18 protein-coding genes are annotated in these 19,164 nt (G+C 62.7%); 5 read left to right on the top strand and 13 right to left on the bottom strand.

What is annotated here, in order from left to right:
* Positions 1 to 60: 60 nt before the first annotated feature.
* The 9 genes from B0G76_RS02920 to B0G76_RS02880 form a co-directional block, all read right to left on the bottom strand.
* On the bottom strand, positions 61 to 894 hold the full coding sequence (locus tag B0G76_RS02920; RefSeq protein WP_120289966.1) for a M55 family metallopeptidase: 834 nt from the start codon (positions 892 to 894) through the stop codon (positions 61 to 63).
* A complete protein-coding gene (locus B0G76_RS02915; RefSeq protein WP_120289964.1) occupies positions 894 to 2,012 on the bottom strand; it encodes a P1 family peptidase in 1,119 nt (372 codons plus the stop codon). Before B0G76_RS02915 ends, B0G76_RS02920 begins: the two co-directional genes overlap by 1 nt.
* Positions 2,009 to 2,914 (bottom strand): glutathione ABC transporter permease GsiD, encoded by a 906-nt coding sequence (gene gsiD / locus B0G76_RS02910; protein ID WP_120289962.1) that lies wholly within the window; start codon positions 2,912 to 2,914, stop codon positions 2,009 to 2,011. Before gsiD ends, B0G76_RS02915 begins: the two co-directional genes overlap by 4 nt.
* A gap of 7 nt (positions 2,915 to 2,921) precedes the next feature.
* Positions 2,922 to 3,842 carry a glutathione ABC transporter permease GsiC gene (gsiC, locus tag B0G76_RS02905; RefSeq protein ID WP_120289960.1) on the bottom strand — a complete coding sequence of 307 codons (921 nt, stop codon included), beginning with the start codon at positions 3,840 to 3,842 and terminating at the stop codon, positions 2,922 to 2,924.
* 107 nt (positions 3,843 to 3,949) lie between these two features.
* On the bottom strand, positions 3,950 to 5,512 hold the full coding sequence (gene gsiB / locus B0G76_RS02900) for a glutathione ABC transporter substrate-binding protein GsiB (RefSeq protein ID WP_120289958.1): 1,563 nt from the start codon (positions 5,510 to 5,512) through the stop codon (positions 3,950 to 3,952).
* Between the two features lie 123 nt (positions 5,513 to 5,635).
* Entirely contained in the window at positions 5,636 to 7,558 is a 1,923-nt protein-coding gene (locus B0G76_RS02895) for a dipeptide ABC transporter ATP-binding protein (protein ID WP_120296160.1), read from the bottom strand.
* A 75-nt stretch (positions 7,559 to 7,633) separates the two neighbouring features.
* Positions 7,634 to 8,614 (bottom strand): isoaspartyl peptidase/L-asparaginase family protein, encoded by a 981-nt coding sequence (locus B0G76_RS02890; protein WP_120289957.1) that lies wholly within the window; start codon positions 8,612 to 8,614, stop codon positions 7,634 to 7,636.
* Entirely contained in the window at positions 8,611 to 9,576 is a 966-nt protein-coding gene (locus B0G76_RS02885) for a MurR/RpiR family transcriptional regulator (protein WP_120289955.1), read from the bottom strand. Before B0G76_RS02885 ends, B0G76_RS02890 begins: the two co-directional genes overlap by 4 nt.
* A gap of 156 nt (positions 9,577 to 9,732) precedes the next feature.
* Positions 9,733 to 10,992, bottom strand: coding sequence for an MFS transporter (locus B0G76_RS02880; RefSeq protein WP_120289953.1), 1,260 nt, complete (start codon positions 10,990 to 10,992; stop codon positions 9,733 to 9,735).
* Between the two features lie 94 nt (positions 10,993 to 11,086).
* On the opposite strand from B0G76_RS02880, the gene B0G76_RS02875 reads away from it, so the two are divergent.
* Complete coding sequence (locus tag B0G76_RS02875; RefSeq protein WP_120289951.1) at positions 11,087 to 11,797, top strand: pseudouridine synthase; 711 nt, start codon at positions 11,087 to 11,089, stop codon at positions 11,795 to 11,797.
* A 168-nt stretch (positions 11,798 to 11,965) separates the two neighbouring features.
* Positions 11,966 to 12,154, top strand: a complete 189-nt coding sequence (locus B0G76_RS02870; protein ID WP_120289949.1) for a hypothetical protein — start codon at positions 11,966 to 11,968, stop codon at positions 12,152 to 12,154.
* A 2-nt stretch (positions 12,155 to 12,156) separates the two neighbouring features.
* On the opposite strand, the gene B0G76_RS02865 is transcribed toward B0G76_RS02870, so the two are convergent.
* Positions 12,157 to 13,176, bottom strand: coding sequence for an NAD-dependent epimerase/dehydratase family protein (locus B0G76_RS02865; protein WP_120289947.1), 1,020 nt, complete (start codon positions 13,174 to 13,176; stop codon positions 12,157 to 12,159).
* A gap of 94 nt (positions 13,177 to 13,270) precedes the next feature.
* On the opposite strand from B0G76_RS02865, the gene B0G76_RS02860 reads away from it, so the two are divergent.
* The 3 genes from B0G76_RS02860 to B0G76_RS02850 all read left to right on the top strand — a co-directional run bounded on the left by B0G76_RS02860 (position 13,271) and on the right by B0G76_RS02850 (position 16,359).
* Positions 13,271 to 14,302 (top strand): CDP-6-deoxy-delta-3,4-glucoseen reductase, encoded by a 1,032-nt coding sequence (locus tag B0G76_RS02860; protein WP_120289945.1) that lies wholly within the window; start codon positions 13,271 to 13,273, stop codon positions 14,300 to 14,302.
* Between the two features lie 386 nt (positions 14,303 to 14,688).
* Entirely contained in the window at positions 14,689 to 15,873 is a 1,185-nt protein-coding gene (locus B0G76_RS02855; protein WP_120289943.1) for an acetylornithine transaminase, read from the top strand.
* 18 nt (positions 15,874 to 15,891) lie between these two features.
* The gene (locus tag B0G76_RS02850; protein WP_120289941.1) at positions 15,892 to 16,359 is read left to right on the top strand and encodes a GNAT family acetyltransferase; all 468 of its coding nucleotides are present in this window, start codon (positions 15,892 to 15,894) and stop codon (positions 16,357 to 16,359) included.
* A 90-nt stretch (positions 16,360 to 16,449) separates the two neighbouring features.
* On the opposite strand, the gene B0G76_RS02845 is transcribed toward B0G76_RS02850, so the two are convergent.
* From B0G76_RS02845 to B0G76_RS02835, 3 genes are read right to left on the bottom strand one after another with little or no spacing between them, the layout of a single operon-like run.
* Entirely contained in the window at positions 16,450 to 17,166 is a 717-nt protein-coding gene (locus tag B0G76_RS02845; RefSeq protein WP_120289939.1) for an ABC transporter ATP-binding protein, read from the bottom strand.
* Positions 17,166 to 17,966, bottom strand: a complete 801-nt coding sequence (locus tag B0G76_RS02840) for an ABC transporter ATP-binding protein (RefSeq protein WP_120289937.1) — start codon at positions 17,964 to 17,966, stop codon at positions 17,166 to 17,168. The genes B0G76_RS02845 and B0G76_RS02840 overlap by 1 nt, the downstream gene beginning before the upstream one ends.
* A gap of 20 nt (positions 17,967 to 17,986) precedes the next feature.
* Positions 17,987 to 19,156, bottom strand: coding sequence for an ABC transporter permease subunit (locus B0G76_RS02835; RefSeq protein ID WP_120289935.1), 1,170 nt, complete (start codon positions 19,154 to 19,156; stop codon positions 17,987 to 17,989).
* Between the last annotated feature and the right edge of the window lie 8 nt (positions 19,157 to 19,164).

Genomic DNA, 19,164 nt, shown 5'->3' with positions numbered 1-19,164 from the left:
ATCGAAACGTAAGCGTGGGGGATGGCCGCGCTTGCCGGGCTGCTTTGTTCGTCACACGGCTCAGCGCAACATGAACGACATCGCCGACAGGCAATTCAGCATCCGCACCACATGTTCCGCCGACGCCGCGCTGAAGCGCAACGTGACGGCGTCGACGCGCGTGAGCGTCGGCCATTGGCAGAACAGATCGGCAAGCGCGGTAGTTTGCACGCGCAACTCGCAGTCGACGGGCTTCGCGGCAACGCGCGTGGCCTGAGGCGCATGACCCTTGTCGACGTAATACCGCACCACGTCGCGCGCGGCATTTTCAATCGCATCACGGGCGCTCGCCGGCGTTTGCGTCACGCCGCTCGCATGCCCCGTCGCGCTCTTGGTGACGACGAAACGCGCATCTGGAAAACGCGGCGCGGTTTCCTCGGCGAATACGTCGTCGCCGGATAAAAGCGCGACCTGTGCACCGTATTCTTCCGCCAGCGCTCCATACAATCCCGCCTCGCCCACTTCGACGCCGTTCAACGATACACGCGCGAAGGCGAAGCTGTTGATCGTATGCGAGAGAATGCCGCGAGTTTGCGACCTTGCGTGATAGCCGATCATGAACACCAGCGCCGCGCCATATTCGAGGCCAGCCATCATGCCGAGCGTACGCGGCTTGCCGAGCACGACCTGGGCGCGTGCATCGAGCAGATCGGGCAGCAGATTGCGGAAACCGCCATGCGAATCGTTGACCCATACGTGGGTCGCACCGCCGGCGAATGCGCCTTCGATCGCGGCGTTGGCTTCGAGTGTCATCCAGCGGCGCGCGACTTCATATTCGCCGTTGCCCGCACGCGTTTGCCCAGGGTGAAACACGCCGGCTACGCCTTCGATGTCGGCGGAAATCAGGACTTTCATCAGAGAGATGGCTTGAGAAGTTGAGCGAGGTCGGGGGCGATGTCGTGCAGCGATAGACGGCGGTGGCCATCGCGGCCTGTTAAAGATGTCGCGCTCCACAACGCATCGACGATCGCTTGCTCGACGCTGTCCGCGCAAGCGCGGAATAGCGAATCGAGGCGTGTGTCGGCCAGCATCGGCGGCAGCGCGACGAAGTCGGATTCGTGCGGCACGGTGTAGGCCGTTGAAAACGCCAGCGCGATATCGCCGCTGCCGTGGCCGTACACCGAACCGGTTCGTGCGAGACCGGCCGCGGCGCGCAATGACAGGCGCTTGAGCTGGCGAGCGTCGAGCGGCGCGTCGGTGGCAACGATCATGATGATCGAGCCTTGTTCGGGTTTCGAGTCGGGTGATGGGTTAGTGGGATTTGCCGAGGCCGCCGAGCCGGCTGCTTCAGCATTGGCAGTGCGTTCAGCCAGCACACGCCCGAGCGGCACGCCATCGATCGTCAACATCGGCAACCGGCCGAAGTTCGCCAGCACTAGCGCACCGACGGTATAGCGCCGCCCTGCCAAGTCGACCACGCGCGACGCATTGCCGATTCCGCCTTTCAGGTCGAAGCACGACATGCCGCGGCCTGCGCCGACCGACCCGCTCGCGATCTCAACGCCGGCCGCGTCACACGCGTCGTTGTAATGCCGTTCGCTTACCGCCAAAGCCTGAATATCGTTCAGGTAGCCGTCATTACATTCGAACACCAACGAATTGACGGTCGACCATTCGCGCCCGATTCGCGGATTGGCATGGCTTGCAGCGCGAATCTGCGCTTGTGCAACCGCCGCGACGCCGAAGGTATTAGTCAACGCAATCGGCGTTTCCAGCACACCGAGTTCTTCGACTTGCACCAGCCCGATGCTTTTACCAAAGCCGTTGATCACCGATGCAGCCGCGGGCACCTTGTTCAGAAACGGATCGCCGGCATGCGGATGAATCACGGTCACGCCGGTTTGCACAGCGTCTTCATCCAGCGTGCAATGTCCGACCGTCACGCCTGCTACATCGGCAATCGTCCCATGCGGTCCGCTCGGCAACACGCCGATGTGCGGTGCGTCATTCTCTGAAACTTTAGTCGAATTCATGGCCGGTCGAGCTTCGGATCGAGCGCATCGCGCAAACCGTCGCCGAGCAGATTGAACGCCAGCACCGTGAGAAAAATCGCCAGACTCGGAAACAGCGCGATATGCGGCGCAGTGACCATATCGGCACGCGCTTCGTTGAGCATCGCGCCCCACTCCGGCGTCGGCGGTTGCGCACCGAGTCCGAGAAACGACAAACTCGCCGCGGTGATGATCGACGTACCGATCCGCATCGTGAAGTACACGACGATCGACGAGATCGTCCCCGGCAGAATATGCCGCACGATGATGGTCCAGTCCGATGCGCCGATGCTGCGTGCCGCTTCGATATAGGTGAGCTGCTTGAGCATCAGCGTATTGCCGCGCACGAGCCGCGCAAACGCCGGGATGCTGAAAATCGCCACCGCACAGATCACATTGATCATGCCATTGCCGAGAATCGCGACCACACCAATCGCCAGCAGAATGCCAGGGAATGCGAACAGCACGTCGGCGACGCGCATCGTGATACGGTCCCACCAGCCTTCGTAGTATCCGGCCAGCAAACCGAAGAACGTGCCGATCACCGCGCCGATCGCCACCGACAGAAACCCGGCCTCGAGCGAAATACGCGAACCTGCCAGAATGCGGCTGAAAATATCGCGGCCCAGCGAATCCACGCCGAACCAGTGCGCGGCCGAGGGCCCCGCATTCAACGCGTCGTAGTCGAAGAAATTCTCAGGATCGTACGGCACGATATGCGGCGCGAGAATCGCGACCGCGACCAGCGGCAGCACGAAAACGCCGGCGGCGAGCGCCACATGCTGCTTACGGAATTTGCGCCAGAATTCACTCCACGGCGTGCGGATCGTACTTTCTACGAGGGCGGCCTTGGCTGCATTCGCCTCGGCGGCTGAGATGCTCATTCGGGCCTCACTTGAAACGGATGGTCGGGTTGATGACGGCGTACAGCACGTCCACAACCAGGTTGATGATGATGAACTCAAGCGAGAACAACAGCACTTCGGCCTGAATCACCGGATAGTCGCGCATCGCCACGGCGTCCACCAGCAGGCGTCCAAGCCCCGGCCAGTTGAACACCACTTCGACCACGATCGAGCCGCCCAGCAGGAAGCCGAATTGCAGCCCCATCATCGTGACGACGGGAATCATCGCGTTGCGCAGGCAGTGTTTGACGATCACGAGCCGTTCAGGCACGCCCTTGGCGCGTGCGGTGCGCACAAAATCTTCATTCATCACTTCGACGAACGAAGCACGCGTGAAGCGCGCCATCACTGCGGCCACGGCCGCGCCCAGTGTGAGCGACGGCAGCACGTAGCTCTTCCACGAACCGTCGCCCACGATCGGCAGCCAGCCGAGCTTCACCGAAAAGATCTCCATCAGCAGCATGCCGAGCGCGAACGCGGGAAACGAAATGCCCGACACCGCGAGCGTCATGCCGAGCCGGTCCGGCCAGCGATTGCGCCACACCGCCGAGACAATGCCAATGCCCATGCCGAGCACCACCGCCCACACCATGCTTGCGAGGGTGAGCAGCAGCGTCGGCATGAAGCGTTCGCCGATTTCCTGGCTGACCGGCCGCTTGCTGCGCGTAGATGTGCCGAAGTCACCGTGCGCGATCTTCACGAAGAAGTTGACGAACTGCTGTGGCATCGGCTTATCGAGGCCGAGATCGGCACGCACCAGCGCAACGGTCGCTTCGTCCGCTTCGGGACCGGCCGCGAGCCGCGCCGGATCGCCGGGCAGCAGATGCACGAACAGGAACACCAGCACGGCGACGATGAAGAGCGTCGGCAGCAGACCAAAGATACGTTTGACGAGGAAGTTCAGCATGAAACCAATCCGGCAATGAGGCGGGCAACGAAGAATCGTTAAGAGCGATACGCGACCGTCCGGCCCGTGTGTTCGTGAAGAACACGCCGCGCCGAACGGTCAGCTCATCACTTGATTGCGATCTCGTCGAAATTAAACGAGCCGTCCGGCGCGACATAAGCACCCGACAAGCGCTTGCTGCGCGCGTACACCACCTTTTCCTTGACGAGAAAAATCCACGGCGCGTCGGCCCAGATGCGTTTTTGCGCGTCGGTGTAGAGCTCGGCCTTCTTGGCGCGGTCGGTGGTTTCGAGCGCCTGCTTCAGGTCGCTGTCGACGGTGTCGTTCTTGTAGTACGCAGTGTTGACCATCTTCGGCGGGAACGAGACCGAGCCGAGCAGCGGCGTAATTGCCCAGTCCGCTTCGCCCGTCGACGACGACCAGCCCGCGTAGTACATCCGCACCGGTGCGGTCACCGGGTCTTGCGCGCTTTCCACCTTCGCGACGCGTTGACCCGCTTCGAGCGCTTCAACCTGCGTCTTGATGCCGACTTGCGCCAGTTGCTGCTGCACGAACTGGATCACCTTCTGCGCGGTCGAGTAGTTATACGCGGACCACAGCGTCGTTTCGAAACCGTTCGGATAACCCGCCTCCTTCAGCAGTTCACGCGCCTTGGCCGGATCGTACGGCCAGGGGCCGAGCTTCACCGCGTAATCCACACCTTGCGGCACCACGCCGTCGGCCGGCGTCGCGTAACCGGCGAACACGACCTTCGTCAGCGCCTCCTTGTTGACCGCATAGTTCAGCGCTTCACGCACCTTCGGATTGTCGAACGGCTTCTGATTCACATTCAGGCTGATATAGCGCTGGATGATCGACGGCGACGCGATCAGATCGACCTTCGGGCTCGACTGCAATTGCGCGGCCTGTTCGAACGGCACCTGGAACGCGAAGTCCGCTTCGCCCGTGCGCATCAACGCAGCACGCGTGTTGTTGTCGACCACCGGCTTCCAGTCGATCGCATCGACCTTCGGATAGCCCTTCTTCCAGTAGCCGGCGAATTTCTTCACCGTGAGGTCGCCTGCCGGGTCCCACTTCACCAATTCGAACGGACCTGTACCGACCGGATGAAACGCGATGTCCTTGCCGTACTTCTTCAGCGCGTCAGGCGAGATCATCACCGCCGACGGATGCGCCAGCACGTTGACGAACGCCGAGAACGGCGCCTTCAGCGTGATCTTCACCGTGTACGGATCGATCACTTCGGTCTTCTCGATACGGTTGAACATGTTGTAGCGCTTGAGCTTGTTCGCCGGATCGGTCACGCGGTCGAAGTTCGCCTTGACCGCGGCTGCATTGAAGTCGGTGCCGTCCTGGAACTTCACGCCGTGGCGCAGCTTGAACGTGTAGACCTTGGCTTCCGGACTCGCTTCGTAGCTGTCGGCCAGCACGTTGACCAACTTCATGTCCTTGTCGAAGCCGAACAGGCCTTGATAGAACGACTTGGCGACGGCTTGCGACAGCGTGTCGTTCGCGTCGTACGGATCGAGCGACGTGAAGGTCGACGCAACGGCCATCACGGCCGTCGTGTCGGCGTGCGCCACATTGCCCGCGAGCATCGCGAACACCACCGCGCCGCCGCTGACCAGCGCGCGCAAACGAAACGGAGAAGACGGGACCAGCAGGTTCATGAGGTTGGCTCCAGGCTGCGAATTGAAACTGGGTTATGTGCTGCGAGAGAAAATGGTTTTGCTTCAGGTCTGGTACTTCGTTTTGATCTGCATTCGTGTCTGCGTTCGGACTGGCGTTCGCGCTTAGTAAGCGCCGCCGACTCGATGCTGGGCCACGAAATGATCCGGTCCCACCGCAACCAGCGGCGCCACGATCGGTTCGTCGTTCAGCGCGCGGATCGGGCTCGGAATCTCATCGTCGGCGAGCATGCGTTTGGCGTGACGGCGCGCCGGATCGGCAACCGGCACCGCGCCCATCAGCTTCTTCGTATAGGGATGCTGCGGCGCTTCGAACACCGCGCGGCGCGGACCGATCTCGACGATCTGGCCGAGATACATCACCGCCACGCGATGGCTCACGCGCTCCACCACCGCCATGTCATGCGAAATAAACAGATACGCGACGCCCAGCTCGCGCTGCAGATCGAGCATCAGATTGACGATTTGCGCCTGCACGGAGACGTCCAGTGCGGAGACGGATTCGTCGGCGATCACGACTTTCGGATTCAAGGCCAGCGCACGCGCAATCGCGATGCGTTGCCGTTGTCCGCCCGAAAATTCGTGCGGATAGCGGCTTGCGGCCTCGCGCGGCAAGCCAACCTTCTCAAGCAACCACGCAACGCGCGCCTGCGCTTCGGCACCTTGAGCGACGCCATGCACGAGCAAGGGCTCCATGATCGAGAAACCGACCGTCAAACGTGGATTCAGCGAGGCAAACGGGTCCTGAAAAATAAACTGGATATTGCGGCGCAGTGCTTGCAACGCAGGGCCTGTGAGCGAGCTGATTTCCTTACCGTCAAATTCGATCGAGCCGCTCTGGCTTTCGACCAGACGCAGCAACGAACGGCCCGTGGTCGATTTGCCACATCCCGATTCGCCGACCAGCGCAAGCGTCTCGCCCGGACGCAGATCAAAGCTGACTTTCTCAACCGCATGCACGCGGCCCGTGAGGCGTCCGAACACACCGCTCTTGACCGGAAAGCGCGTGACCAGGTCGCGCACGCGCAGGATCGGCGGCGTGCTGTCGTGGATCACGGGTTGGGTTTCCTGCGCGACGGCGATTGCGGGACGAATGGGTTCATCCGTGCCGGTGAGCGCCGCCTGCTCGACGGTCAGAATCGGAAACCTGGCGGGCCGATCGGTGCCTTCCATTGCGCCAAGGTGCGGCACTGCGGCGAGCAACGCCTTCGTATAAGGATGAGACGGCGCGGCGAACAGCGCATCTGAAGCACCCTCTTCCACTTTCTCGCCGCGATACATCACCAGCACGCGATCGGCCACTTCGGCCACCACACCCATATCGTGCGTGATAAAGATCACGCCCATATTCATCTCGTCCTGCAGGCCGCGAATCAATTGCAGAATCTGCGCCTGGATCGTGACGTCGAGCGCGGTGGTCGGCTCATCGGCGATCAGCAATGCAGGCTTGCACGACAGCGCCATCGCGATCATCACGCGTTGGCGCATGCCGCCAGAGAGCTGATGCGGAAAACGTGCGGCCATCCGGCGTGCTTCAGGAATGCGAACGAGTTCGAGCAGACGCAGCGTTTCGGCGTGCGCCTCGGAACGGCTTTTCCCCTGATGCAAGGCAATCGCTTCGCTGATCTGATCGCCGACCGTAAACACCGGATTCAGCGAGGTCATCGGCTCCTGGAAGATCATCGCGATGTCGGCACCGCGAATCGAACGCATCGTGCCGGACGACGCTTTCGCGAGGTCGAGCACGCTGCCGTCGCGGCGCCGGAAGGCGATGCTGCCGCCGGCAAGGCGCCCACCGCCATGCTCGATCAGCCGCATCAAGGCAAGCGACGTCACCGATTTGCCCGAACCCGATTCGCCGACGATCGCGAGCGTCTCGCCACGGTCCACAGTCAGCGAGAGATTGCGCACCGCATTGAAGGTCTTATCGCCGCTGCGAAACGCGACCGACAGATCGTCGACGGCAAGCACGTGCTGCGACGGCAAGGTTTCGATAAGCGGGCGGGCGGTGTGCGATGAAGTCGGCACGATGGCTCCTTTGGATTCGAACGCGGCTAACGATGATTCAAACAAAAATTCAAGCGACGGCGCAGCGAGAACGCGTTAGCGATAGATCGCCGTCACCGGCGTCTCGCCGATCCGCGCGAATCCGCGATACATGCCCTCGGTATTGAACGGCAGCGTGACGTTGCCGCGCGCATCGACGGCGACCAGACCGCCGCGTCCGTCGATCTTCGGCAAACGGTTCATCACCACGTCGTGCGCGGCTTCTTCGAGCGAGACGTTGCGGTACGCCATCTGCGCCGCGACGTCGTATGCGGCCACCATCCGCATGAACATCTCGCCGGTGCCGGTGGTCGAGACCGCGCAGGTTGCGTCGTCGGCATAGCAGCCCGCGCCGATCAACGGCGTATCGCCGACCCGGCCGGCCTGCTTGTTGGTGACGCCGCCCGTCGAGGTCGCAGCCGCCACGTGACCGTGCTGATCGAGCGCGACCGCACCCACGGTGCCGAACTTACGATTCGGATCGATCGGCTCGTGCGGCGTGGGATCGTCATTGTTCGAGGCCAGCGTCGCGCCATCATGATCGAGCATGGCGCGCTGCTGAGTGCTTGCGAGTTGCCACTGCCGATGACGCGCTTCGGTATGGAAATATTCGGGCTCTACGAATTCGAGTCCTTGTGCGGCCGCGAAGGCTTCAGCGCCCTCGCCCGTGAACAGCACATGTTCGCTGCGCTCGAGTACGCGGCGAGCCGCCAGAATCGGATTGCGCACGCGCGTCACGCAGCAGATCGCGCCGGCGTCGAGCGTGCTGCCGTCCATGATCGCCGCGTCGAGTTCATGCGTGCCGGCCGCCGTGTAAACCGCGCCACGCCCCGCGTTGAAGAGCGGACAGTCTTCGAGCAGGCGCACGGCTTCGCTGACGGCGTCGAGTGCGCTGCCGCCGTCGGCGAGGACGCGCTGCCCGGCGCTCAGCACGGCATGCAACGCAGCGTGATAGTCGGCTTCGGCGCTGGCTGACATCGATGCGCGCAGGATCGTGCCTGCTCCGCCGTGAATGGCAATGACTGCGTTGGGGTTCATTTTTTGGCTTTGGTGGTGCGGGGAAAACGAGTGGAAGCGCTCACGGGCTGCGCGCTTGTGCCGGTGGCCGCGGCTTGCGGATCGGTGAGCCACGGCAGCACGAATTCGGTGACTTCAGCGGCCGCCTTCACCGAGCGTTTCGCCCGGTAGGCGACCGCGTCGCACAGCGCTTCGATCACGGCCAGCACGGCCGAATCGGCATTGGCCGCGAGGCGGCGCTCGGAGCGGATATAGAGCGAGAGATCGGCGAATTGCGCGAGCGGCGAGTGCGGCCCATCGGTCAGCGCAAGCACGCGTGCGCCGCGACTTGCCGAGCGCCGCGCGAGTTCGATCGTGTCCTCGACGTAACGCGGAAACGCGATCCCGATCACCAGATCGCCTTCATTCGAAGCGAACAGACGCCGCGCGGCATGCGACGGTCCACCGACGAACGCGAGCGACTGCACGTTGTCGTGGTACGGCATCAGACCGTGTTCCATCAGGCCCGCGAGGAACGCGCTCGAACCCGCGCCGAGCACGAAGACGCGACGCGCGGAGATGATCGCTTCCACGGCGGCTTCGGCGGCGGCGTTGTCGATTGCCGCGCGAGTGGATTGCAGATTGGTGGCGGCCTGCTCGAGCGACGCGTCGATCAGATCGTCGCCGGAAGCGAGCGATTCCTGCGCGCTACGCAGCCGCTCGACCGGTGCGAGCGTCGCTTCGAAGCCGCGTACCAGCGCTTCGCGAAACTGCGGATAGCCGTCGAAGCCAAGCGCGCGAGCAAAGCGATTCGCCGTTGCCACCGACGCATCGACCACGCTCGCCAGTTCGTCGATTCGCATGGTTGCCGCGCGGAACAGATTCGCGAGCACATATTCGCCCATGCGCCGGTGAATCGGCGTGAGGGTCGGCATCGCTGCGGCAATGCGCGCGGCGATCGCCTGCTCGGCGGGATTGGAAGCAACGGACGAGTGATGAATCATGCGAGCGAGCCGGCGCGGCGGCGTAAGCAAAATGAATGAAAGTATATTTACATAGAAACCACTCCGAAAAAATTCATTTTCATTTTCAAGGGTTTCCACCGATGACCTCGGGCGCGTCAGAACGCCACTCAGTCGCCCAATGAAAACCGGTTTTCATCATTGCGCGATGGCGGTGCCCTCGGGAATGTCCGCGAGCCGTGCCGCCGGCGACATGACGATGATCAACGCCTGCGCAAGGAACGCCGCTGCCGCCGCGACCAGACACGCGTCCATCCCCCAGCGCGCACTGATCGCCGCACCGAGCAATGCGCCCACCGGCCGCGCACCGAAAGTCGCCGTGCTATTGAGCGCCGAGACGCGCCCCATCATCCGTTCAGGCGTGATCGCCTGACGCAGCGTAGTCGAACCCACCACCCACAAAATCGGTCCGGCGCCGAGCAGGAAGAAGCTCAGCATCGCCAGCCAGAACGACGGCGTGACGATCGTCGCCACCATCACGAGCGAGGCGAGCAAACCGCATGACGGTCCGATGATCAGCACGCGGCCGAACGCGAGACGCCGCGCGATGGCCGGTGCGGCAAGCGCACCGCACACCATGCCGACGCCATACGCGCCGAGCGTCACGCCGACCATCGACGCGCTCAATCCCAAACGATGTACGGCGTACGGCACATACACCGCTTGCAGCACGAAGAAACCAAGATTGAAGAAGATCGCGGTGGCGAGCATCGGACGCAGCAGCGCGTCGCGCAGCACGAAGCGCGTACCGTCGCGCAGTTCCAGCATGAAGTGCCGCTGGGCTGCCGCCGCTCGCGGCGGTTCGCGCAGTCCCGCGAGCAAGGTGACGGCCAGCGCCGATAGCCCGGCCGCGCAGCCATACGCCCAGCCCGCGCCGATCCAGCCGACCAGCAGCCCGCCAAGCGCCGGCCCCGCCGAATACGCGACGCTGCGCGCCAGTTCGAGCCGGCCGTTCGCCTGGGCATACGCCTCGCGCGGCACGATCGAAGGCACCAGCGAAGGCGCCGCGACGTTGTAGGCCACAGTGCCGGTCGCCGCGATGAAGCCGAGCGCGGCGAGCAGCGGCAAGCTCAGCGAATGCGTCAGCACAAGCAGCAGCACGCACAGCATCGCGACCACGCGCACGCTTTCGGCGAGCGCCATCAACGTGCGGCGCGAGCGGCGGTCGGCCCATACACCGAGCGGAATCGACAACAACAGGAACGGCAGCGTCTGCGCGGTTTGCAACAGGCCGGTCTCGCGCGCGCCGGCGCCGAGCGCGAACACGGCGACGAGCGGCGCGGCGGCGAGGCTGATCTGCTCGGCGGATTGCGCGACCAGATTCGACCATGCGAGCCGCTGGAATGCGGCCGGCAGACGGATCACGGATGAAGACGATGAAGAGGAAGCGGCGTGCATCGATGAACTCCTGCGACGGAATGTGGAAAGCTCATCGTGGCCGCTACGGCGTTGCGCGGCGCTCCGCTTCTTGCGGTGTTATTCTTCGCACGCCATGAATCTCGAAAGCATCCTCTTTACTCAAGGTTTCGGCTCGCGACGCCAATGTCGGGCGCTGATCGGCGACGGCCGCGTGAGCATCGACGGCTCAGTCCGCACCGATGCCGACGCCGATTTTCCAACCCATGACGGCACGTTCTGCTTCAGTGTGGACGGCGTCGTCTGGCCGTATCGCGAGCACGCCTATCTGCTGCTGAACAAGCCCGCCGGCTACGAATGTTCGCGCGACCCGCAGCATCATCTGAGCGTGTTCAGTCTGCTGCCGCCGCAGTTCGCCGAACGCGGCGTGCAATGCGTGGGCCGCCTCGATCAGGACACCACCGGTCTGCTGCTGCTCTCCGACGACGGCAAGTTCGTTCACATGTTCACGTCGCCAAAACGCAAAGTGCCGAAGCTGTACATCGCCACCACACGTCATCCCATCGACGACGCCCAATTGAGCGCTTTACGTGACGGCGTCTTGCTGCACGGCGAGCCCAAACCGATCGCCGCCATCGACGCTCAGGCGCGCGGCGAGCACGCGCTCGCCCTCACCGTGATGGAAGGCAAGTATCACCAGGTCAAACGGATGATCGCGGCAGCCGGCAATCGTTGCGAAGCGCTGCATCGCGAGAGGATCGGCGGACTCGCGTTGCCCGCGACGCTCGCGGAAGGCGCGTGGCAATGGCTCGACGAAACCGACCTCGGATCTTTACGGAGCGGGTAAACCGGTAGGGCCCTTTTAAAGCCTTGATGCGTCAGGATATTCGTGTGCGCCCCCGCACACAGGCCCCAAGGGACACCCGATTACACGCTGCAGCGCAGCATGCTCTTCCTTACAGCTCGCCCTATACTCGTTTAAACAAAGACTACAAAGGGTTCAAGGAGGGGCGCCATGGTCATCCACGACACCGTCGCATTTTCAAATGTGATGATCGCTTTCGTGTGCCTCGGCCTGGTTTTGATCGGCGGACTGCTGGTCATGATGCGGCTACGGCACAAATATCATCCGAACCTGATCGGCGCACTGATCGGTGCAATGCTGTGCTTCCTGTTGCTGGAGGCGTTGCCGGCACTGACGTAAACTTACGGGGTCTCGCGGAAAAAATCGTCAACGCTCGGATACCGCAAGCGCACGTGCAATTCCGCTTTGAGGCGGCGGTTCACAAGCCGCCTCGATTCACGCATGAACGACAGCAAGGTCGGTTCGATCTGCTGCTCTGCTTCTACGCGCGTAATGCGCGGCGCGCGTTCAAGGCCGAACGCATCGGCCACCACATCGAAGTACGCTCCCATTTTCAGCGTCGTATCGTCGGACGCGTGGATTGCGCGTCCCGGCCGCCCGTGCGTGGCAAGGCGCACGAGAATCGCGGCGAGGTCGTCGGCGTGGATATGGTTGGTGTAGACGTCGTCCGCGTCGATCAAGGCAGGGGTGCGCTTTTCCAACCGCGCGAGCGGCAAGCGGTTGCTCGCGTAGATGCCCGGAATTCGCGCGATGGTGGCGGCCACCACACCGCGCGCCGTGGCGCGCCGCAATTGCCGCTCGGCCGACACGCGGCGTTTCGCGCGTGAATTGGCCGGCTGCGACGCGCGCGTCTCGTCGATCCACGCGCCGCCGCAGTCGCCGTAGACCCCTGTCGTGCTCGCGTACACCAACTTCACGGGCGCCTGCGGAGCGGCGGTCCAGCGCACCCTGTCGGGTACAATATTGGCTGCTTCAGATTCCGCCCATGAGGCACGAATGCGGCGCAGCCGCCCCACAGGCACCACCGCGCCGCGTGCGGCACGCAGTGCCCGATCGCGGCGCGCGCCGAGCGTAGCGAGCAACGCACGGGTACGGCGGTCGTCGTTGCCGGTCTTCTGCGGCGGCGCAAGATGCAGCACCGTCGGCGCGAGGCCGGCAAGCCGTTTCAGGCTGCGGCGCGTGTCCAGGTCGCCAACCAGCGGCGTGACCCCCGCGGCGCGCAATTCGGCGCTGCGTTCGGCGTGACTGGTGAGCGCGAAGACATGCGCGCGTGGCCGCAATAAGGGCACACAGCGCATCCCAACGTCACCGCAGCCCACTATCAACACGCGCGGCCGGCGTAATTTTCGTGTCGCTTTCATGGTGGACGCATTGTAGCCGTCAAGCGCGGCAGGTACCGCACAGTTGCACCGCGGGTCCGATAACGATTACCGACTTTTCGAATTCGAACACTCTATGGCATTTAACGTCACGCTCCGGCAAAGCGGCCGGCAATTTCAGGTAGAACAGGACGAACCGGTCCTGATCGCGGCCTTGCGCCAAGGCATCGGCCTGCCGTACGGCTGCAAGAACGGCGCCTGCGGCTCATGCAAAGGCACCGTGGTCAGCGGTCAGATCGAACAGCGCCAGCATTCGTCGTCGGCCTTGTCGAACGACGAAAAGACGCGCGGCATGGCCCTCTTCTGCTGCGCGACGGCGTGCTCCGATCTCGAAGTGGACATTCGCGAAGTGGCCGGCGTGGGCGACGTGCAGGTCAAGAAACTGCCGTGCCGCGTGAACGCCATCGAGCGCAAAGCCGACGACGTCGTCGTGCTGAAGCTGCAGCTGCCGGCCAACGAGCGTCTGCAATATCTGGCCGGCCAGTACCTCGAATTCATTCTGAAGGACGGCAAGCGCCGCAGCTATTCGATGGCGAATGCGCCGCACGCGGAAGGCCCGATCGAATTGCACATCCGTCACATGCCCGGTGGCGCGTTCACCGACCACGTCTTCAATACGATAAAGGAGCGCGACATCCTGCGCTTCGAAGCCCCGCTCGGCACCTTCTTCCTGCGCGAAGATTCGGACAAGCCGATCGTGCTGTTGGCCTCGGGCACGGGCTTCGCGCCGCTGAAGGCGATCGTCGAACATGCGGTGTTCAAGAACCTGAACCGGCCGATGACGCTTTACTGGGGCGCGCGCCGCAAGAAAGACTTGTACTTGCTCGAACTCGCCGAACAATGGGCTCGCGAGATCCCGAACTTCAAGTTCGTGCCGGTGCTGTCGGAACCGGACGCGAGCGACGCATGGACCGGCCGTGTCGGCTTCGTGCATCGAGCGGTGATCGAGGACCTGCCGGACCTGTCGCCGTATCAGGTGTACGCGTGCGGCGCACCTGTGATGGTCGAGTCGGCACAGCGCGATTTCACCCAGCATCACGAGCTGCCGGAAGACGAGTTCTACGCGGATTCCTTCACGAGCGCGGCGGATCTGGCGAACGCGGTTTGAGGCGGTGAATGGGTTGACAGGCTAACGATCAACCCATTCATCAAAACGAAACAGGCGCGCTGGCAGACTTGCATCAATCCGCGTTGACGCGACTCTGTGCAAATTCATGGTTTACACCAGCGCTTTCCTTGTCGTATTCTTTCGCGCATGAACCGCATCCAACCCGAACTCCGACGTCGCCGCTCGCCGCTCCCTTAGGGACGCCGCTGGCTTCGTCACGGATTCGCGCCGCACAAGGGCGCAAGCAGTTCGAATCATGAAAGCCACGGCATGCCGTGGCTTTTTTGTTTGCTTTTTCGTTCGCTTTTTCGTCTTCCCCCGGCCCCTGTTTGATGGGTGGCCAACCGCTCATTAATCCTTCACCCCGCTGTCTGGAGCCTGCCGTCATGAATTTCAATGAGTACCCGATCGAGTCGCTGATGTACATCACGAACCGGCCCGAAATCGTTTTCACGCACGGCAAGGGCTCGTGGCTCTACGACAATAACGGCAAGCGATATCTGGACTTCATCCAGGGCTGGGCGGTCAACAGCCTCGGTCATTGCAACGACGGCATGATCGAAGCGCTGAACAAGCAGTCGCAATTGCTGCTCAATCCGTCGCCGGCTTTCTACAATGGTCCGATGGCGAAACTCGCGGGCCTGCTCACGCAGCACAGCTGTTTCGACAAGGTGTTCTTCGCGAACAGCGGCGCCGAAGCGAACGAAGGCGCAATCAAGCTCGCGCGCAAGTGGGGCAAGAAGTTCAAGGATGGCGCGTTCGAAATCATCACGTTCGACCACAGCTTCCACGGCCGCACGCTCGCGACCATGTCCGCAAGCGGCAAACCGGGGTGGGACACGATCTACGCGCCGCAAGTGCCGGGCTTCCCGAAGGCGGACCTGAACGACATCGCGTCGGTTGAAAAGCTGATCAACGCAAAAACGGTCGCGGTGATGCTCGAGCCGATTCAGGGCGAAGGCGGCGTGATTCCCGCCACGCGCGAATTCATGCAGCAACTGCGCGCGCTGACCAAACAACACAACCTGCTCCTGATCGTCGACGAAGTGCAAAGCGGTTGTGGCCGCGCCGGCACCCTGTTCGCCTACGAACTGTCGGGCATCGAGCCGGACATCATGACGCTCGGCAAAGGCATCGGCGGCGGTGTGCCGCTCGCGGCGTTGCTCGCGAAAGCCGACATCGCCGTGTTCGAGGCGGGCGACCAGGGCGGCACGTACAACGGCAATCCGCTGATGACCGCGGTCGGCTACTCGGTGATCTCGCAGCTGACCGCGCCGGGTTTCCTCGAAGGCGTGCGTGCGCGCGGCGAATATCTGCGCGCGAAGCTGCTCGAACTGTCGGAAGAACGCGGTTTCGAAGGCGAACGCGGTGAAGGTCTGCTGCGCGCGCTGTTGCTCGGAAAGGACATCGGCAATCAGATCGTCGAGAAGGCTCGCGTGATGCAGCCCGACGGCCTGCTGCTGAACGCGGCGCGTCCGAACCTGCTGCGTTTCATGCCGGCGCTGAACGTCACGAATGAAGAAATCGACCAGATGATGGCGATGCTGCGTTCAATTCTCGACACGCTGTAATCACGCAGGAAAGCGCGTATGACGACGACCGCAACGCTATCGATCCGCCGCTTCGACGTGAGCGACACCGATGCCGTGGTCGCGCTGTGGCAGCAAGCGTTCCCCGAGTACCGGGACGTGACGCGGCCGCAGCGCAATCCGCATCTGTCGATCGCCAACAAGCTGGCGACGCAACCGGAGCTGTTCTTTGTCGCGGTGTTCGGCGAGCGTATCGTCGGCACGGTGATGGGCGGCTATGACGGGCACCGAGGCTGGCTGTATTCGCTGGCAGTGGATGAGACGCTACGTCGTCACGGTATCGGCACGCGTCTGGTCGCGCATGTCGAAAACGCGTTGACCGAGCGTGGATGTCCGAAGCTGAATTTGCAGGTGTTGTCCGCGAAGGCCGACGTGCGCGCGTTCTATGAGGCGCTCGGTTATCGCGCGGATGCTGTAATCAGTCTTGGCAAACGCCTTGGCGAACTGGCAGAGACGCCGGCTGCTTAGGCGTCAGGAAAGCGCTTCAATAGAGAAAGGCCGCATGCGCGATTGAAGCGCATGCGGCCTTTTTTACGGCTCAAGCAAATTTAGTCCGGGTTATTCACCCAAATACGCCGCCCGAACCTTCGGATCATCCAGCATCTGCTTCGCGTCGCCGGACATCGTCACCAGACCCGAGTCCATCACGTAGCCGCGGTTCGCCGCCTGCAAGGCGAGACGCGCGTTCTGCTCCACTAGCAGCACGGTCATGCCTTCGGCCGAGATCGCGCGCACCACTTCGAAGATCTTCTCCACCATGATCGGCGACAGGCCCATCGACGGTTCATCGAGCAACAACAGCTTAGGCTTGCTGATGATCGCGCGTGCCATCGCCAGCATCTGTTGTTCGCCGCCCGAGAGCGTGCCCGCGTATTGCGTAGCGCGTTCCTTCAGGCGCGGGAAGAAGCCGAACATGCGATCGACGTCCGCCTTGATGGCGTCCGTGTCGCTACGCAGATAAGCACCCATCTGCATATTTTCGACGATCGACATGCGCGAGAAGATGCCGCGGCCTTCCGGCACCATCGCGAGACCCCGCTTGAGCAGTTCGTGCGCCGGGATGCCCTTGATCGACTGACCCATGTACTCGATGTCGCCTGCCGAGTACGGCTTCAGACCCGTGATCGCCTTCATCGTCGTGGTCTTGCCCGCGCCGTTCGCGCCGATCAACGTGACCAGTTCGCCCTGCGCAACTTCGAGGTCGATACCCTTGACTGCCTGGATGCCGCCGTAATTGACCTGCAGGCCCTTGATTTTCAACATTGCCGTAGCCATTAGTGGACCCCCGCACCCAGATAAGCTTCGATCACCTTCGGATCCTTCTGCACGTCCGACGGCAGACCTTGCGCAATCACCTTGCCGTAGTCGAGCACCGTCATCTGGTTGCACAGACCCATCACCAGTTTCACGTCGTGCTCGATCAGCAGAATCGTCTTGCCGTCGCTGCGGATTTTGTCGAGCAGCTTGGTCAGTTCGACCTTTTCCGTTGCGTTCATGCCGGCCGCCGGTTCATCGAGTGCGAGCAGCTTCGGATCCGTTGCCAGCGCGCGGGCGATTTCCAGGCGACGCTGGTGCCCGTACGACAGATTGCGCGACGTGTAGTCCGCGTACTGCGCGATGCCGACGTATTCCAGCAACTCGATTGCGCGTTCCTTGATCTCGCGCTCTTCGCGGCGCTCAGCCGGCGTCTGAAACACCGCGCCGATCAGGCCGTGCTTCGTGCGCACGTGACGGCCGACCATCACGTTTTCCAGCGCGGTCATGCCGCCGAACAAACGGATGTTCTGGAACGTACGCGCAATACCCGCCTTCGCCACCTGGTAGACAGCGGTCGGCGTGTATTCCACGTTGTCGAGCTTGAACTCGCCCGAATCGGGTGTGTACAGACCCGTGATCACATTGAAGAAGGTCGTCTTGCCGGCGCCGTTCGGACCGATCAGGCCGTAAATCTGGCCCGACTTGATCTGCAGACCGACGTCGGACAGTGCCTGCAGGCCGCCGAAGCGCTTGTTGACGCCTTTCACCGACAGGCGGATCTGATCGCTGCCCACGCTGTTGTTTACGTTATCGCTCATATGATTTCTCCACGCGGGCCTCAGGCGCGCACCGGCTTCTTGCCGGCGCGCTTCGCCAGTTTCGCAATCTTGTCTTCGTGCTTCGGCGACGGCCACAAGCCTTCCGAGCGGTACAGCATGATCACGACCATCGCGAGGCCGTACAGCAGCTGACGGATCACTTCCGTATCGACGATTTCATGGCCGAAGATCGCGTTCTGCAGCGGACCCATCGTCGAGCGCAGGAATTCGGGGAACACGGAGAGCAGCACCGCCCCGAGAATCACGCCGGGGATGTGGCCCATGCCGCCCAGCACCACGCAGGCCAGCACCACGACCGATTCCCAGAAGGTGAACGATTCCGGCGACACGAAGCCCTGGAAGCCGGCGAACATCGCGCCCGACAGACCGCCGAACGACGCGCCCATTGCGAAGGCCAGCAACTTCACGTTACGCGTGTTGATGCCCATGGCCTTGGCGGCGATTTCGTCCTCGCGGATCGCGGCCCATGCACGGCCGATACGGGAGTGCTGCAAGCGCGTACACGTCCAGATCACCAGCAGCGAGCACAGCACGAACAGGTAGTAATACATGTACACCGACGGGAACGAGAACCCGAGGAACGTGTGTGTCTGCGCCAGACTGAAGCCGCCCACCTGCACCGGGTCGATCCCCGTGATCCCCTTCGGGCCGTTGGTGATGTTCACCGGACGGTCGAGGTTGTTCATGAAGATCCGCACGATTTCCCCGAAGCCCAGGGTCACGATCGCGAGATAGTCGCCACGCAGACGCAGGGTCGGCGCGCCGAGCAGAATCCCGAACGTCGCAGCGAGCCCCATGGCGATCGGCACGATGATCCAGATCGGCGTATGCAGGCCGTTCGGAAACAGGTGCGCGATCCACTCGAACTGCGAAGTCAGGTGCGGCGAACTCAGCAGTGCTGCAACGTACGCGCCGATGGCGTAGAACGCGATGTAGCCCAAGTCCAGCAGACCGGCGAAGCCGACCACCACGTTGAGACCCAACGCCAGCATCACGTAAAGCATCGCGAAGTCGAGCACGCGGACCCAGTAGTTGCCGCCTGCCGCGCCGATGATCATCGGTGCCGCGATCACGAAGATCGCGGTGATGATGCCGACGGTCAGCGTCTTCGTCAGGTTCTTTTCAGGGATGAGCGTCGTGGACGGCTCGATCGGTTGAATTGAGGTCATGTCTGTCT

It is taken from the genome of Paraburkholderia sp. BL23I1N1, from assembly GCF_003610295.1.
In the GTDB taxonomy this organism is placed as follows: domain Bacteria; phylum Pseudomonadota; class Gammaproteobacteria; order Burkholderiales; family Burkholderiaceae; genus Paraburkholderia.
Note: the sequence above shows the minus strand (reverse complement) of the source record. Positions and strands in the feature narration are given on the sequence as shown.

Coding starts and splice junctions, on each gene's coding strand:
- B0G76_RS02835 (WP_120289935.1), bottom strand. CDS start 19,156: ATGACCTCAATTCAACCGATCGAGCCGTCCACGACGCTCATCCCTGAA.
- B0G76_RS02840 (WP_120289937.1), bottom strand. CDS start 17,966: ATGAGCGATAACGTAAACAACAGCGTGGGCAGCGATCAGATCCGCCTG.
- B0G76_RS02870 (WP_120289949.1), top strand. CDS start 11,966: ATGGTCATCCACGACACCGTCGCATTTTCAAATGTGATGATCGCTTTC.
- B0G76_RS02865 (WP_120289947.1), bottom strand. CDS start 13,176: ATGAAAGCGACACGAAAATTACGCCGGCCGCGCGTGTTGATAGTGGGC.
- gsiC (WP_120289960.1), bottom strand. CDS start 3,842: ATGCTGAACTTCCTCGTCAAACGTATCTTTGGTCTGCTGCCGACGCTC.
- gsiD (WP_120289962.1), bottom strand. CDS start 2,914: ATGAGCATCTCAGCCGCCGAGGCGAATGCAGCCAAGGCCGCCCTCGTA.
- B0G76_RS02845 (WP_120289939.1), bottom strand. CDS start 17,166: ATGGCTACGGCAATGTTGAAAATCAAGGGCCTGCAGGTCAATTACGGC.
- B0G76_RS02860 (WP_120289945.1), top strand. CDS start 13,271: ATGGCATTTAACGTCACGCTCCGGCAAAGCGGCCGGCAATTTCAGGTA.
- B0G76_RS02920 (WP_120289966.1), bottom strand. CDS start 894: ATGAAAGTCCTGATTTCCGCCGACATCGAAGGCGTAGCCGGCGTGTTT.
- B0G76_RS02915 (WP_120289964.1), bottom strand. CDS start 2,012: ATGAATTCGACTAAAGTTTCAGAGAATGACGCACCGCACATCGGCGTG.
- B0G76_RS02855 (WP_120289943.1), top strand. CDS start 14,689: ATGAATTTCAATGAGTACCCGATCGAGTCGCTGATGTACATCACGAAC.
- B0G76_RS02890 (WP_120289957.1), bottom strand. CDS start 8,614: ATGAACCCCAACGCAGTCATTGCCATTCACGGCGGAGCAGGCACGATC.
- B0G76_RS02880 (WP_120289953.1), bottom strand. CDS start 10,992: ATGCACGCCGCTTCCTCTTCATCGTCTTCATCCGTGATCCGTCTGCCG.
- gsiB (WP_120289958.1), bottom strand. CDS start 5,512: ATGAACCTGCTGGTCCCGTCTTCTCCGTTTCGTTTGCGCGCGCTGGTC.
- B0G76_RS02875 (WP_120289951.1), top strand. CDS start 11,087: ATGAATCTCGAAAGCATCCTCTTTACTCAAGGTTTCGGCTCGCGACGC.
- B0G76_RS02850 (WP_120289941.1), top strand. CDS start 15,892: ATGACGACGACCGCAACGCTATCGATCCGCCGCTTCGACGTGAGCGAC.
- B0G76_RS02885 (WP_120289955.1), bottom strand. CDS start 9,576: ATGATTCATCACTCGTCCGTTGCTTCCAATCCCGCCGAGCAGGCGATC.